This is a genomic window from Stenomitos rutilans (assembly GCF_059505485.1).
This window is the reverse complement of record NZ_JCACKR010000112.1, coordinates 26,360-41,694: the sequence shown is the minus strand read 5'-3', so window position 1 is coordinate 41,694 and position 15,335 is coordinate 26,360. Positions and strand designations below refer to the sequence as shown.

Sequence of the window (15,335 nt, the reverse complement as noted above, 5' to 3'; positions counted from 1 at the left end):
CTTAGATGCCATCTTCGCTTGGCAGACAGACGCGAACGTTTCTAAAGAGTCGTTTCAAGTCTGGAGCCTGAGAGTGAACGACGATAAGTCGGCACTCTTGACTGGCGATGACGGAAATGGAAATGAGATTGCTTCACAAGCTATTCCTTTTACCGATTTTCCGCTCTCTGAAATCCAGCTCTATTTCACGGACAGGACAGTTCTTCTACCCGGTGAATATTAAATGATCTTAGCTATGGGGTGGAAATCCCTGCCCCATAGCCCCAGGCTCTTCTAGCATTCGTCCCCTACCTTGCCGCAAGACACATCTTCAGCAAGGTAAGGGGTGGTGATGAAAACACTGTGAAGATGTGACCTTTTCCAAAAGAAAAAGGCTAGTATCTAAGTGACATTTTAGACATCCAACCCAGAAATACCGTCAGGCTTCGCTTCTACTCCGCAGGGTCGGCTTTTACACCAGCATCATCTACCTGATTGCGTTCGCTGTAGAGTCGTTACACAAAGCGCCACGGTATGAAAAACCCAAACGATGCACCCTTGTCAGTACAAGGGCAGCTTGGCACTGCAAATTCTTTATCCTGCCTGACACAAACACCGCTGCAAGATAAAACACACAGTTTCAAGGAATCAGCAGCCAGCAATGCCGCTGACTACGTTATCGTTCCAGGTACGGTTGATACAAAAGTAACGGAACGTTTTACGTGGTTTTATCGAGAAGCACTTTACAACAATGAAGCAGGCGTTTACCTGACTGATGAGCAGGGGCGAGTGAACGGCATTGCTCCAAGCGATCCAGGCTATGCTGAGGCAGTATTAACCAGCCCAACCCACAAAACTCTCTTCACCAGTGGGCAGCATCCGCTTGTCACTACAGAAGCCACATTCAACGGTGGCGATCGGCTTTCGTTCTACATCATTCAGAACAACACGTCTGAGGCGTGGCTCAACGCTAATCCGCAAAACACTATTGGTAAGGGTAAGCCTTTAGCGTTCTTTTCTGTAACTGATGCAAATGCCGATCATTTTGACCATACGCACAGCACGGCACGCAGTGATGGAAATTGGCAAATCAACTGGGAAGACCTGACCTACGGCGGGGATAAGGATTTTGATGATGTTGTGTTCAAGATTGAACCGATCGCAATCGAAACGCTGCAAAAACCGCAATTATCCATTGGAGACGTAAGCGTTACAGAGGGGGACGCAGGGTTTACCCCGGCACAGTTCACCGCAACACTCTCAGCCGCCGCGACGACACCCGTTACCGTTTCTTATACAACGGCTGATGGCACCGCCAAAGCAGGGACGGACTACCAGGCAAGCAGCGGGCAATTGACCTTTAACCCTGGAGAAACCAGCAAAACCATCGTTGTGCCGATCGGGGGTGATTTGCTACTGGGGGCGGATCGAACCTTCAGCATTACCTTAAGCGAACCGCTGAATGCCCTGTTAACCAAAGCACAAGCAACAGGCACCATTGTTGATAACGACACCGCAGCCTTTGCAAGCACTGTCAACCAAGTTGGCGCACTGAGCAGCACGCTTAAAAGCGAGCTTGACCAACTGGATGCAAACCTTGCCCTATTCAAAACCGAGCTAGCAAACGCTCAAACTGAGTTTGCACAGGCGCTTCAAACAGGAGCAAACCAGCCGCCTAGCATTATTTCGATACCGCAAACACAAGCCGTCGCGGGGCAGCTCTATCAGTACACCGTGCAAGTCCAAGATGCGGACGGCGATCCGATCACCTTTGGATTGGACAAAGCCCCTAATGGCATGACGATTGATCCAAAGACAGGCGTTGTCTCTTATAACCCTACTGCCAATACCACGACCCTTGTCTTTGACACGTCACAAAATCCATTCACACCGGGAATTAATAATCAAGGGTTCTGGAGTGCTACTTATCCTATTGATGGATATAGCTCCTACACGGTGGGAGAGCCATTCTGGATTGCTTCCAATCTGCCTACAGGCGATGTTATTAACGGCTATTGGACGTTTGACTTATCGTCCCTCACAGCTCCTATCACTTCAGCTACGTTAGAAGTTCAACGCTATTACGGCAGCGGCGACCCGACAGAAACGTTAGGGCTTTTTAGTGTGGAGACCGATGCCGCCACACTCAACAACCGTATAGGAACCAATAGCGCTATTTTCAACGATCTTGGAAGTGGTACAAGCTATGGCACTTATGCGGTAAGCACGACGGGCGATCCGACAGAAATTCTTGGATTCAACCTCAATACCGCTGCGATCGCTGCGATCAATAAGGCAAAAGGCGGCTTCTTCTCCATTGGTAACACCATCTTGAGCTTGGATCGTCCCAACAGCCAAAGCCCAGAGTATTTGTTTGCCTTAGTCGAGTTAGCCAGTAGCAGCGGGGTTCCACGGCTGGTTTTAGAAACCAGTGGACAGCAAGATGTTGTTATTACAGCGAGTGATGGGCGCGGCGGGGAAACGACCCAGCAATACACGCTTAACGTTACGGAAAACGCCTCCGGTGTCAGCAGCTCGCAGGGCGCAACCACTATTGTTCAAAACAACAGCCCGCGTTCATCAAGCTTTTTGACCAACCTGTTTAAGGAATCTATCAACACGGGACTTACCCAGTCGCAAGCGGCGGCGGCAGAAGTGACCACTCTTGCCCAAAAGCTGCACACAGCGCAGCAAAACCTGGATGAGATCACCGCGCTGGATCAGAAAGTTCTGGCGACCACAGCAGGGGATAACAGTAGTGGTGCAACCTTCCTCAGAGGACTTGCCCAGTACGTTTTAGATAGGGCTGTGAGCGATACCAGCAGTCTGACGCAAGACCTGACGGCAGCGCAAGCCAAGCTCACCACCGCAACAACCGCACTGGATGCGGTGAAAGCGCGGGTAAACAGCTATGTCACCCCACTGCCATCGGCAACCAACACCTTTAATTTTCCTGTTTCTAATCAGCCGCTGGTGGGCGTGATTGACACAGGCTTTGCCCAAAACAACCCGGATATTGATTACAGCCGCATTATTGCAGGCAAGGATTTAGTCGATGGTGATGCCAATCCCTTCCTTACACCAGGGCAGGGAAATGAGCATGGAACGGCGGTACTGGGCGTGATTGCGGCAACACGCGGCAATAATCTTGGTATTGATGGAATTAACGACAAAGCCCCGGTGTGGGTGGGCAGGGCTGTTGGCTCTGGTAATTGGGCAGCGTCTTTAACGGAATTTGTGGATGCGGCAAAAGCTGCCAATAAGCCGAATGCGATCGCGCTGCTCGCCTTTGATCTGACGCAGACAAACCCGGATGGCAGCGTGACTACTCGTGACAAGCTGACGCAAGAAGAGGTGGATGCCCTTACTTACGCACGGAATAACCACATTTTGGTGGTGGTGGCGGCTGGGAATCAGAACGGCGCACTCTCTGCGTTGGGGCAAGCCTCACAATGGTTTGACAATGTAGTAACGGTCGGTGCTGCCACGGGTACGAACAAAGCTAGCTATTCTTCCTTTGGGCAAGGGCTGACCTTGGTGGCAACGGGCGGTGATGGTGCTAGTCCTGTGCTGTCCACGGTCGGTAATGATGTGGGTGTGATGGATGGAACCTCGATCGCAGCAGCGGAAGTAGCCGGAGCTGTCTCAGAGGTATGGGCAGCAAACCCAACACTGAACTACCAGCAAATCATTAGCATCCTAAAGAATACCGCAACAGACTTGGGCGATTCCGGCTATGACCCACAAACAGGCGCGGGGCTGTTGAACCTTAATGCTGCGGTTACACAGGCGATGCTGACCACCCCCTTACAAGCAACCAGCACCGCTACTGCTCCCGCTCCCGTTCTCAACACCGCTAATTTGCCTAAAAGCAGCCTTATGGAAAGGGCAGCGAACGAGAATTTAGCTTTACGCAATGTGCTACCCATCGAAGCAGCGTACAAGTTAGGAGAAGGATTAGCTGTTCTTTTTGCAGGGATTGCGGCGATACTCCAGACACCTCATATACCCAATGATGTAAAGGATAACCCTATTGCCGAGGGAGATCCAATACCATCTCCCGGCAGTAGCGGTGGCAGCAGCAATGGCGGTGGTAGTGGCGGCAACGGTGGTAGTGGATCGAATACAGGATCACCAGGGGATCTACCACCTCAAGACCCTAACGAGCAGGGAAAACAGATTTGTGAAAAAATAAAACCTTACATCGATGCAATTCAAGAGGGAAGGCTGGATAGGGTTACTGGTTGGAATACTATTGATTCCCTTTTTACATACTTCAGAGGGCAAGGATACTCAGAGGCAGGACTAAACGCGGCACGGCAACAATGCGGACAATATGCATTTCCTGATAGCACAGGCAAAGAACCACTACAGAAAGAATATGAGTATTTTGTAGAACTTATGAAAAATATAGGAAATCAACGCTAAAAACAGATCCTATTTACCAAGGAGAATTTTCCATTGCTTAGGCATGGTATAGGGGAAATACCTTGCAACAAAGGCTGAACCTTTCTTCATAAGACGGACAGGCATAAAATTAGGATTAATATAGCCTTGCAAGTGGCTCGGCATTATTTCCATAGACGGAAGATCAAAAATATACCCGGCTTTATCAAGCATAGAAAGTCTTTCTGTGAGTATAGTAAGCGAGGTATTTGCCCTGTCTATGTCAGTTTCCAAATCATCTTCATTACCTCTATTCAAGAAATACCGTCCTTCTAGGACGTACTCTTTTAGTTCTTGTCCAAAAGTTTTATGTTCTACATTATATATCTCGCTAGGATGTCTTTCTAACCAGTAACGTTTTGCCCACCTCGATTGCGATTGCGAACTATCTTGCTGATTAGTTTCTTCAAGCCATTTTTCGTATTTATCAGCGCAAAGTGGCAGTAGGCTAATGAAGCTGCAATTATTCTCCTTCCAGAGACGGAATTGCATACTACGCAGGAATTGATAATAAATGTAAGCATCTTTCTGGAATTTTTTGAATCCCTCTCTATTATAGTGAGCAAAATCAGCATCATTTTGATAATAAACCCATGATGATTCTCTTTTATCTTTTTTGTCTTTAAACTCTATAAGCATTCCCAACCATAATTTATTTCTTTCTTCCCGTCGTGTGTCGTTCAAATGATTAACAATTTTTCCTAGTTTTTCAAAGGTTTCTTCTGGAATTTGCTCTTTGTTTTCTTCCCAGTTCTTGACAAGTTCAGGTTCGATAGATAAGTTCATTATCTTAATAAATTTCGCTCGACTAACACCCAAGTAGTCGTGTCTGAGTATAAAAAATGTTTCACCATCCATACAGGCAATAAGGCAGAATAAATTTGAATTTGTCAATAAAAACAATATTTTTATTGACAAATTCTAGCTTTAAAGTGATTCTCGACATTTAGCGATAGCTTTGGTACTGTTCATTCTGCGAATCAAAACACAAATCTTCGTACTCATACTCTTAACAAGAGAGTGGTAATGCAAGAGCCACTTTTCCTCGATGTGCCGTTTCAGGAAAAAGAGCAAGCCAAGCACTTAGGAGCGCGATGGCACCCTGACCGTAAGAAATGGTATGTGCCAGAAGGGATGGACAAAAACCGCTTTCGCAGGTGGCTTGCTGTGGAACCTTCTGTCGCCTTGATGCCTCCCTTGTGGCTGGTAGAGGCACCGCAGCGGCATCCACCACAATGGATGGGGTGCGTGCAGTGCGGGTTTGATGATAATCAGTGCTATACCTTGGCAGCCTCTGGGGGGCACGATGAAAGTAAACCGTGGCAGCCGCGCCTAACCAATGAATTGGTTGTGCTGCGGTGGATGGATGCACCGCCCGAAGCCATAGCGGCGGCGATCACACGGCAGGCGAAGGGCTATTTTCCCGATCGCTCCAAGCAGATGGGAATGCGATGCTACGTCAACCATTGCCAGCAGTGCGGCATGAGCCTGTATGAATCCTATCTGGGCGATCGCCTTGCCCCTTTTCTGGCAGAAACAAGGGATTGGGCAAGCAGAATTAGGCTTTACCAATTGCCGATCGCAGAGCCTGTCCGGGTGGAGTGCAGCTATATTGCTGGTGCAGCCGTTTCTCTGTTGGCAGAGCACGCGCAAAGGCTTTTATTGCCAGAACCAGCAAGATTACAGCCTTAAATCTCACATGGGAAAGGATTTCAGGCAGTGTGATACCTAAAATTGCCAGAAACGGTGTCATATCCCGAATTAAGCCGCAAGGCGTGCGCGTGGAGCGAAGTGACACACAATTCGCTTACAGCGGTGTAGGATAAAGATCCAGTCAATTCAATCAAGCAACCAGAATACAATCATGGGACTTTTTAATATTTTTGGTAGTAGTGATCGAGTTCGAGTTCGAGGGAAGGAAGGTAAAATTATTCGGAAGGAGTTCCTAGATAATGAACATTGGATCACGGTTGAAACTGATGATGGTCAGACCATCACTGTTAAACAATATGAGGTGACTGGGATATAGATTAAAACGTATAGAGCAGAGGAGAAGGTTAAGTTTCGGCAAATCTTTCACTTCAATAATCGCAACCTTACGATTTGAGCCAAGCCTAAAAGTACTGAGCAGAAAAAACTTTAGCGCCCGCCTCTATTCTTTCTCTTCAAGTCATCTACCAGCGTGCGCCGAATGCTTCCACCAACTTTTAGGCTTTTCGATCCTCTCCAGGCATAGCTATCGGCAATGAAGCTGGCGGTGCGTTCTGTTGCGTCCGACAGTCCCAGAGAAAACCCTAACGAGATCCGCAAAAGTGGCACGAGGAGCGCACCACTTACCAAAATGACACCCATATACTCAATCGTCATGCGCGGAATTAAGAGCAGCAGGGGAACTTTGGCACTGTAGTACAGCACAATCAGAGCAAACAGACCAAAGTACAGGATGAAACACAATAGGGGATAGCGGGCGCGTAAGAATTGGTAGAAAATCCAACTGCCTGCAACCAATCCTAGAAAAACTTCTATTTTCATGCTGGCTCTCACGCTACAAGTGTGGCTGTGTAAGAACGTTGAACGTTTTGGTCAAAATGCAAGGAACACCATTGGTAGACCTGATTTTTTATTCCTGCTCCATAGCAAAAATCCGGTAGATTGCAGAAATTAAGGGATAAAAATGTACTGTTTTTCTCAATAAGACATTGACAAAAGTTCATCTTTTTTGTATCAGAAGTTGTGGATGATATTTACGATTTTGAGCAGCAGCAAAACCAACAGCAGCGGAAATTGAGCAAGAGCTATGCCGCGCTTTCGGCGCTGGGTAAGTATATTCATCCGACATATCAAGACCCCGCCTGGACAAAACGGCTTGACCCCGATTTTGTTGCTGGAGAGCCGGATACAAACTATACCCTCTACAACGATCAGGGTCTGCCGAAAGGGATTGATTGGGAGCGGTTCTTCAGCGATCAGGCGGCTAAAGAGGCGGCTCGCCCGGTTAATGAAAATGCCTTGCCTTACCCGCAACAACCCTACAAGGCTTTTTCGGTGAAAAGTACATCATCTTCTGATGAAGAAAAGACCAATCCTGCAACATTACGCGCAAGTATACAGGCAACGAAAAAAGCCGCATTGGTTGCCCGTATTCATGAGCTAAGTGAACCCGCTAAATCAAGCTTGCTGGCATACCTTGATAAGGATGCTGCGTTACAAACCAGCCCTAACCAAGCAAAAGATACCTCAATCATCGACAGGGTGGACTGTCGCACAATGGATCGTGCGCTCCTTAAAAGCCACTTACAAAAGGAGAGAGCGCAGGAAATACTTGCGGAACAGCAGCGGAAGAAAACCTAACGCTCTCGTTCCTGATAATGCGCCATATTTTGGGCTTGTGCGCCATGTCGGGCTTGTGCATCTTGGGTTGCTATCTCTCGCCCTACATCGCGGTATCGTGCATCTAGGCTGGCTGTTTTCGGGGTATGGCTTTCCTGCAAAGAACGCTCTGGTCTTTGATTTTGCTCCTGCTCAACCTTTTTTTTCATCTCTTCGGTCAGCTCACTGCCATACTTTTGCTGCTGTTCAGGGGTTAGATTGGCGACAAAGGGACTATGGGTTGCCAGCGTCTGGGCAACGCCTTCAGGATCACGCTGGTGGTGCAACATGTGTTTGGCGATCGCGCCGTCCATGTCGCGACTGATGACTTTTTCGGGATGCCTTTCAACAATCTTGTCTTCGGCAAAACCCAGCGTTTTTTGATAGAGTTGCCGATTCGGTAAAAGATGGTCATCCATATCATAGACAACCTCATAAGTTTTTCGAGCCGCGTCTAAGCGTTCTTGCTGCTCCTGCGTTAGGGGCGGACGGGTGGCGCGATAGGCGTTTTGAGAAAACTGGCTATACTTGCTGCTGTTGGGATTCACCATAGGTCTAGGGGTAAGGGAATTAGGATGCCTGTAGAGGCGCATTAAACGGCTCAGGGATGATGGTTGTGTATGGGACTGGGGGGGAGGATGCCTGCTGCTGCTCCTGATCCTTAAAAACAGGCTTTAGCGGCGGCTTTGCCCGTGATCTTTATCCCGGTTGGCTAATCCGGGTGGCAACGTCCCATTGGGCGGGGGTGGGTTATCTTCTGCGTTTAGAAAGCTCAAGTCGAGTTCCGGCGCTGGCGGCGGGGTTACTGTAGGCATGTTGCCAGCATTGAATGAAGGCTTGATGCGCTGCTCGTCCCGTTGTTTTGCCTCGCGTCGCTGTTCTAGGCGCTGCATGATACTGGTGATGCCAAGACGCTTCCAATCTTCCCTATCCCAGAGGCGCAGCCGCTGATAGTGGTCAGGAGCCGCGAAGAAATCAGCGCACGCCTTATTTGGGGGTTGCAGGTTTTCCGCTAAAAATCTCAGCGGATAGGTGTGCTTGTGGGTGAAACGTGTTCGGTAATAGCCTGTAAGTCCCTGGTCGCTATCAATAGGGGGAATATTCAGGAACTCCGCAGGTAGAACGGTGCGCTCCGTGATAATTTGCTGGCTTTTGCCTGTGGGGTCGTTATAGCCGAACAGTTCACCCCCTTCGTCTTTATAAACTTTGGTTTTACGGTCTAGCTGTTGCTCTCCGATCGACTGCGCTGTCCACTCAGCGGTACGCGGCTCATCAAGGCGTAGCATTGCTTTATGGCGAAACTGTCCGGTGATCGCTTCACTCATGCCATCGCCATAAATCCGCCGCAGGTCTTCCATCGACTGGAAGCCAACTACGAGGCACACGCCCTTGCTGCGTCCTCGTGTTGCCAGAGGGTGCAGTTTATCAATCTTGCCCAAGCCTGGTAACTCATCCAGCACAATGAATGTGCTGGGCGGCTGTCCCGAAGGCTGATCACGACCATTCAGCAGCAGTTGCGCGGCACGGGTGAAAATCACGCGGTTGAGGGTGCTTAAGATTGTCTCTGCTTCATTATCTATTCCCAATACTAAAATACTGCTGCCTTGTACCCACTGTCGCAGGCTGATTTTATGCTCTGCTCGGTGCCAAAGGGCAGCGATCGTTCGATATTGCCCGATCTTGGTGGCAACCGTGGACATGATATTATCGGCGGTTTTTTCACTGCCTAGCACTTGCAGAAAATGGCGCGTGGCAGGATCTGAACCCAGCAACCCCACCGTCAATTCCAGAGATTGCAGCACAATTACCACATCCCGCAATGTCCACGCGCCGGGGGCATGACCGATAAAAAACTCGATCACGCCTTGGAACAATTGAATGGAGGCGGATCGAAAGAATTCGTCTTCTCTATCGCCTTCCCGTGGCACGAGGATATGGACGAGCGATTCAGCAGCGGCAAGGGTATTAATATCTGCCGCTATATCCCACGCATGGCAGCGATCATCAAACGGGTTCAGAATGCAGACTTTGGTTTGAAGACCCATGCCCGCAAGAATCGGCAGCATATTGCGCTGAGCGTCATAAATGATCGCTCGTTTGCGACTACCTTCAGTGATACGCGGCAATATATCCTGCATTAGTAGCCGTAATGTAACGGTTTTGCCGCTTCCCGAAGCGCCAGCGACTAAAAAATGGGTAACGGCTTCTGATTCAGGTATTCGTGCGCCGCCCCATAAAAAACCAGGATTTTCCGGGGTTAATCGACCGCGATAATAGCGCTGCGTTTTGGCAACAGAAAGCAGTTGTGTCCCTCGCAAATGCCTATCATTGCTAGCTTCGCTGCTTAAGTAATTTCGCCCCACAAACCACGGGGCAAGCAGCCCCATTACAGTGCCAAGAAAGAAATGCATCAGGTAGGCAAGCGTCAAACAGAGCAGACCAATGCCCTGAAAAACGTAGTATGCTCGCAAACGCTCTTTGTTGTTCTGAAAAATTCTCTGCAATCGTAAGAAGGCTACCAACAGCATGTTTGCCACAACAAGCAGTAACAGCCAGCCATTAGCGGTTAAGTAGTACGGTTTCCACAAAATAACCTGCGGGTACAAGTCGTGCAATGAGGAATGAACACAATACAAGACAACATTCATAAATGTTGGCTCTAACTGCGTTAGGGGGCGTAGGGCGTTTTGAGCGTTAACAATAGGCAGAACGACCAAGAACGTCCATAGAGCCAATAATCCAGCGGTGGTGTACCAGTGGAAATTTCGTTTCTCGAAGCTGTTTGCAAGAAAATCTAAGGCTAGTTGGAGCCGCCACATACCAGTACCAGGTGAGGGACATGAAGAAGACAACCTGCTGGTAGATGCTTATTGTTGATGTTAAGGCACTGGCAAATAAAAATAAAGCGAGATACAGTCGTTGTAGAAAATGGTACGCAGTGAAAAATTGCAGTATTTGCTACGTTTCGCCGTCACTTTATAGAACTGGGAGAGCATCTACCATGCCGTTACCCTGGAGTGATCAGCAGCAATGGCTGAAATTTTCTTGTTTAGTGGTGAGAAGGGAGGGGTAGGCAAATCGTTTGTTTGCCGTACTGCCGTTCAATACCACCTCGATCAGGCGATTCCTTTTGTTCTGTTTGAAACCGATCGCAGCAACCCTGATGTAAAGCGGATTTACGGGCACGCCACGGGGTGCCGTGTCTCGGTGTTCTCGGAAGGGGAAAAGTATGAAGACGCTGCTAACAGCATCTATAACGCTGCCCTGACTTCACGGGTGTTGGTTAATTTGCCTGCCCAGGCGTTTATTCCCTTACGCCAGTGGATAGAAGCCAACCAGCTTCTTGATATTGCCCCTGCCGATGGGGTGACGTTCGCCATTTGGTTTGTTTGCGACGGCGGCTATGACAGCCTGAAACTTCTGCGCCAATCGCTGGATTATTTCGGGGAAGCCATCCCGCATATTGTGGTGCGGAATTTTGGCAAGTGTGAGGACTGGGAAGCGCTGGATAAGGACGAGGGTTTGCAGAAACTCCTCAAAAAGTACAAAGCGCGGATGATTGATTTTCCCAAGTTCATTGGCAACGCCGATCGCAACCATATTGATGCCGAATCGCTAACCTTCGGGCAAGCACGCGATTATGAGGGCTTTGGCTCCATCTCAAAGCAACGGGTGAAGCGCTTCTTGAAGGAAGCGTATGAGGCTATTGGTCAAGCTGGGGTGTTCTAGCCATGCCCCACACCAACAATAAAACGCAGTGGCTGGACAAGGCACTGGACGGGCAGAGCGCTCATATCAAAGCGCGGGTGCTGGAAATCATCCTAAAGTACGGCATTGATCCCGAAAACGAGTTTTTCATTATTTTTGTGGCACTGGGGCAATTGCAAGTCCTGCTTGAAAACAGCCCCACGGAGTGGGAAGGGGTGTTTCAGTCGTTTCATAACGAGTTAGACCAATGGACGGACAGCAACCTGAAAGTACTGGAATCGCTGGTCAGCAAGGCGGAAGCGACCGATATGCTGGCACAAAGCTTAAAAGAGCTGGTGAGCTTATTGAGCAATTTGACCACCACCTGCGGCACGCTGCTGCAACGATCGCAGACATCCGACCAGACATCAGCCGACTTGATGCCCAGGTTAGAACGCTTAATCAAGGATTTGGAAGGCTCCTTGAGCCACAGCAAGCAAGACATCAGGCGGCAGAACGAGGCAATCTTGCAAGAGATGGGCGAGATCAGGAAGAAATGGGCTAACGCTTCGACGCATCTTAATTTGCTGAAGTGGTTGGTGGCGATCGCCCTGGGCAGCAGCCTCTTAAGTAACGTTCTATTGATTTTCTTGAGGAAGGCTTAATCCCGTTCAATAGCTATCGTTTTAGCCTGTTCTGGTTGTGGTTGGTGCTCTACATCTGTTGCCAGGTACAGACGATCAAGGCGCTTTTCCTCAAGGAGAATGCTCTGCTGCGCTTTCCAGCTCATCCGATCGGCAATAAACTGCTTTACCTGCGGCTGCTCCCAGGCTGTGCTAACGATGCCTTGCCCGTAGTCGGTTTTATGGGCTGCTTGAGGACTGGCATCATTCAGCGCTTTGATAACGGTGTCGCGGTTGTAGCCTGCTGCCAGCAACATGACCGCGCTATTCATGTCATGGATCTGTCTTTGTAGCGGCGAGCCTAAAATCTCGTCCGCTCCTTGTGTCTGAATTTTACGGAACAGCTCTTTTTGGTATTCCCGCAGGGCTTCTCCCTGGTAGGCTGGCGGGTCTGGTTGCAGAGACACTTGCCTTGCCTGGTTGCAGCGCTTTTGAAACTCTTGGGCAAAGCTGGTCTTCAGATCTGGGCTATCCATGCTGCTAGGCGTTTGAATGCACCATCAGCATAACCAACTTCTATCAGCGATCCTTCAAGTGATCGCCCCTTTTCCCGCTTGACAAGTGCAGGTCGCTATACCGATCGGTCTTCTAATTTACGGTTCGGGTTGTTGCTTTGCAACAATCTCTTGTTGCTGTTGCACGTCGAGCGCCTGGGCAAGCAAGCCTGCTGATCCATGCGTTTGACCAACCACTAAAGACTTGGCTTTGTCTAGTAGCTGCTGAAGCGTGGGTATTGCTGGTTTGTCCATTGCTCAATTCCTGGCTAATTAACCGTAGGCGATCGCGCTGGCTGGAGATACCTTTAGCCTTACTGGTTTTCTAGCAAAAGGTTGTACGGCTGGCAACGGCTTTAGCTTGCCCTCATCGTGTGATAGTGGGCAATGCGGCAAGCAGGCACCCATGTTAGAAACAGCCGCATGACTGATGCGTCCAGCAACAATCCTGCTCATAAAGGCTATCCGCGTTCTGCTGCGACCGTCAAGCGAGAATTTCAGCGTATTTTAGAACAACTGGCAGGACACAAGCGCCCTTACGAAATTTTTCGGGATTGGGCTGAGATGGCTGCCATCTCTGTTCATCAGCTACCTTATCACGCAGGTGAACGCCCCGTTGATGCCGTCTTTGAGGGCTTGGAACAGCAATTTTCGGAACGGGAACAACGCTACACGCCAGAAGAGCGAAAAACGCTCTCGCACCTGTTTGCTTTAACGATGGAAGGATTGGCAACTCCGAATGATTTTCTCGGTGAGCTGTACTGTGAGCTGGGCTTTACGAATACCAATTCAGGGCAGTTTTTCACACCCTATACTGTCAGCCGGATGATTGCCCACATGCAAATGGGAAATATGGAGGCAATTGTGCGTGAAAAAGGCGTTATCACCGTTGAAGACCCTGCTTGCGGGGCGGGGGGAATGCTGGTTGCCGCGACGGAAGAAGCCTTAAGTCAAGGACTTGACCCTCGGCAAATCTTGCAATTTTACGCAACAGACATTGACCGGGATTGCTTCAACATGACCTACCTTCAGCTCTCCTTGCTGGAGGTGCAAGGCACGGTAAGGCATGGTAATACGCTTTCTCAAGAAATATGGGAAACCCGTGATACACCACAAATGCAGTTCTTTAAGGACTGGCTCAAAGGAAGACAAGCCGAAGAACGTATACGGCGAATGCTGGACATCATGAAAGGGATGGATCGCCCTAGCGACAGTACTGCCGCAACGCCAGAGCCAGAAATACCAGAACAGCAACCAACCCCTGATATTGTGTTTAATCCGCAGCAGCTATCCCTGTTTGATTGGAATGAATTATCACAAGGCTTGTAGTTGCAAAGGAAGCTTGCCGCCTCGAATGTAGCGCGATAGCGCCTTTCCCCGCCTAGCGACCGTAGGGAGTGGGGCGCGTGTGGGTAGTCTGGGATTATTTCTTCAGGAATGCCCGCTTAATCGCAGCTTCCTTCTTAATATATTAAAAAAAGATTAAAGAAAGATTAGCAAGATTTTCTAATGCTCAATAACTACTTGTTAAGAATGTGGAAATTCGGCTTATCCACAGGTTGTTTTGTGCATCGAAAGCCGTGCCTCTTGTGCATCGAAAGCCGTGCCTCTTGTGCATCGAAAGCCGTGCCTTGTGCATCGAAAGCCGCGCCTTTGTGCATCGAAAGCCGTGCTTTGGTGCACCGAAAGCCGTGCCTTGGTTTTATGATGCGGTGTTTTGCGCCTAAAATCTTGACTTATCCACAGGTTTGTATGTGCATCGAAAGCCGTGTCTACTCACTACGGGATAGAGTGGCAACTCGCGTGACTGTTACGGCATCGTCTTCAATGTTGTAGTTTTGCAAAAAACCTATTTTCACAAGCTCGTCTAAAGCGGTACGGGATTGTCGTTTGAAGCTCGCGGCTTGTGTATTTTTGCAGCCCGTCAGCCGTTGCAAGGTCGCAAGTTTTACCGGATACGGTGTGCGATGGCTGCTGTAATAGGCATGGAGGGCTTGTGCAAGAGATTTGCGGCGCAAGGCTAGGCGCTGTTCCCAGTCGATCGCCGTCCATTGGGATTCACCGTAAAGCCGAATCAGGTCACGGTTAAGCTCTATGGTGTAGTGGGCTGTCGGCTCGCTTTTTGTACCCGATTTGATCAGCGATCCAAAGTATATTTTGCCTTCGTGGATGATCTCAACGGCTGTTGCGGTTAGCCGAATAATGGCTGAATGCAGTTGCCTGTGCTGCTCACCACCTGTTGGTAAGCGCATCGCTTTCAAAATCCCGTGCGCTGTGAAACTGCAATGGTTGCCTAAAGGGTGTTTTCTGGCTAGATGCACCAGGGTTTCCCAGAGCGTTAAATCTTCTTGGTTGAGCTGTTCGCCTGTGTATTTGACGGTGATACCCTGCTGGCTATAGAGCGTGGCTTCTTTCAAAGAACGCCGATCTTTGCCCTGAATTGCTGAAAACAAGGCGGATCGAATAAAACTGTTTGGGGTGCCGCGCTTGGCTTCTTGCCATAGTGGGAGCTGGATAACTTGGGCGCTCGTCTGCACTTCAACAGCGCGGCGAAAAGACTGTAGGCTTTCATCTAGCTTCTTGTCTGCCATATGTTGCCCCTTTATGAATGCGGCATATAATCGCCATATCTACAGAATTTGTCAAAGCCGCAATGCTTGCGGGATGCCTCATTGGA

15 protein-coding genes are annotated in these 15,335 nt (G+C 49.2%); 7 read left to right on the top strand and 8 right to left on the bottom strand.

All coding sequences use genetic code 11. From position 1 onward, the window contains the following. A partial coding sequence (locus AC5JLP_RS22580; RefSeq protein WP_496070212.1) for a DUF6876 family protein occupies nt 1–223 on the top strand: 223 nt, incomplete at its 5' end. A 290-nt stretch (nt 224–513) separates the two neighbouring features. Beyond that, nucleotides 514–4,407 carry a S8 family serine peptidase gene (locus AC5JLP_RS22575; protein WP_496070211.1) on the top strand — a complete coding sequence of 1,298 codons (3,894 nt, stop codon included), beginning with the start codon at nt 514–516 and terminating at the stop codon, nt 4,405–4,407. A gap of 9 nt (nt 4,408–4,416) precedes the next feature. On the opposite strand, the gene AC5JLP_RS22570 is transcribed toward AC5JLP_RS22575, so the two are convergent. Further along, complete coding sequence (locus AC5JLP_RS22570) at nt 4,417–5,283, bottom strand: hypothetical protein (RefSeq protein ID WP_496070210.1); 867 nt, start codon at nt 5,281–5,283, stop codon at nt 4,417–4,419. 168 nt (nt 5,284–5,451) lie between these two features. On the opposite strand from AC5JLP_RS22570, the gene AC5JLP_RS22565 reads away from it, so the two are divergent. Next, on the top strand, nt 5,452–6,117 hold the full coding sequence (locus AC5JLP_RS22565; RefSeq protein ID WP_496070209.1) for a DUF5710 domain-containing protein: 666 nt from the start codon (nt 5,452–5,454) through the stop codon (nt 6,115–6,117). A gap of 447 nt (nt 6,118–6,564) precedes the next feature. Here the strand turns inward: AC5JLP_RS22565 and AC5JLP_RS22560 are convergent, their stop codons facing one another. Next, a complete protein-coding gene (locus AC5JLP_RS22560) occupies nt 6,565–6,957 on the bottom strand; it encodes a hypothetical protein (protein WP_496070208.1) in 393 nt (130 codons plus the stop codon). Nucleotides 6,958–7,209: 252 nt separating this feature from the next. Here AC5JLP_RS22560 and AC5JLP_RS22555 point away from each other — a divergent pair, with 252 nt between their 5' ends. Then, nucleotides 7,210–7,776: a hypothetical protein gene (locus AC5JLP_RS22555; RefSeq protein WP_496070207.1), complete on the top strand. Its 567-nt coding sequence runs from the start codon at nt 7,210–7,212 to the stop codon at nt 7,774–7,776. Here AC5JLP_RS22555 and AC5JLP_RS22550 read toward each other — a convergent pair. Both AC5JLP_RS22550 and AC5JLP_RS22545 read right to left on the bottom strand, forming a co-directional pair. Further along, nucleotides 7,773–8,345, bottom strand: coding sequence for a hypothetical protein (locus AC5JLP_RS22550; RefSeq protein ID WP_496070206.1), 573 nt, complete (start codon nt 8,343–8,345; stop codon nt 7,773–7,775). The two genes, AC5JLP_RS22555 and AC5JLP_RS22550, sit on opposite strands and share 4 nt — an antisense overlap. Nucleotides 8,346–8,468: 123 nt before the next feature. Next, nucleotides 8,469–10,442: a type IV secretory system conjugative DNA transfer family protein gene (locus AC5JLP_RS22545; protein ID WP_496070205.1), complete on the bottom strand. Its 1,974-nt coding sequence runs from the start codon at nt 10,440–10,442 to the stop codon at nt 8,469–8,471. A 382-nt stretch (nt 10,443–10,824) separates the two neighbouring features. Between AC5JLP_RS22545 and AC5JLP_RS22540 the strand changes: the two genes are divergently transcribed. Both AC5JLP_RS22540 and AC5JLP_RS22535 read left to right on the top strand, forming a co-directional pair. Then, nucleotides 10,825–11,523, top strand: coding sequence for a P-loop NTPase family protein (locus AC5JLP_RS22540; RefSeq protein ID WP_496070204.1), 699 nt, complete (start codon nt 10,825–10,827; stop codon nt 11,521–11,523). 2 nt (nt 11,524–11,525) lie between these two features. Beyond that, a complete protein-coding gene (locus AC5JLP_RS22535; RefSeq protein ID WP_496070203.1) occupies nt 11,526–12,146 on the top strand; it encodes a DUF6753 family protein in 621 nt (206 codons plus the stop codon). Here AC5JLP_RS22535 and AC5JLP_RS22530 read toward each other — a convergent pair. The 3 genes from AC5JLP_RS22530 to AC5JLP_RS22520 all read right to left on the bottom strand — a co-directional run bounded on the left by AC5JLP_RS22530 (nt 12,143) and on the right by AC5JLP_RS22520 (nt 13,114). After that, on the bottom strand, nt 12,143–12,640 hold the full coding sequence (locus AC5JLP_RS22530; RefSeq protein ID WP_496070202.1) for a hypothetical protein: 498 nt from the start codon (nt 12,638–12,640) through the stop codon (nt 12,143–12,145). The genes AC5JLP_RS22535 and AC5JLP_RS22530 overlap by 4 nt on opposite strands. Before the next feature lie 117 nt (nt 12,641–12,757). After that, a complete protein-coding gene (locus AC5JLP_RS22525; RefSeq protein ID WP_496070201.1) occupies nt 12,758–12,913 on the bottom strand; it encodes a hypothetical protein in 156 nt (51 codons plus the stop codon). 18 nt (nt 12,914–12,931) lie between these two features. Then, a complete protein-coding gene (locus AC5JLP_RS22520) occupies nt 12,932–13,114 on the bottom strand; it encodes a hypothetical protein (protein WP_496070200.1) in 183 nt (60 codons plus the stop codon). Between AC5JLP_RS22520 and AC5JLP_RS22515 the strand changes: the two genes are divergently transcribed. Beyond that, a complete protein-coding gene (locus AC5JLP_RS22515; RefSeq protein WP_496070199.1) occupies nt 13,082–13,987 on the top strand; it encodes an N-6 DNA methylase in 906 nt (301 codons plus the stop codon). The genes AC5JLP_RS22520 and AC5JLP_RS22515 overlap by 33 nt on opposite strands. 443 nt (nt 13,988–14,430) lie before the next feature. On the opposite strand, the gene trfA is transcribed toward AC5JLP_RS22515, so the two are convergent. After that, a complete protein-coding gene (gene trfA / locus AC5JLP_RS22510) occupies nt 14,431–15,249 on the bottom strand; it encodes a plasmid replication initiator TrfA (RefSeq protein ID WP_496070198.1) in 819 nt (272 codons plus the stop codon). Nucleotides 15,250–15,335 lie beyond the last annotated feature (86 nt).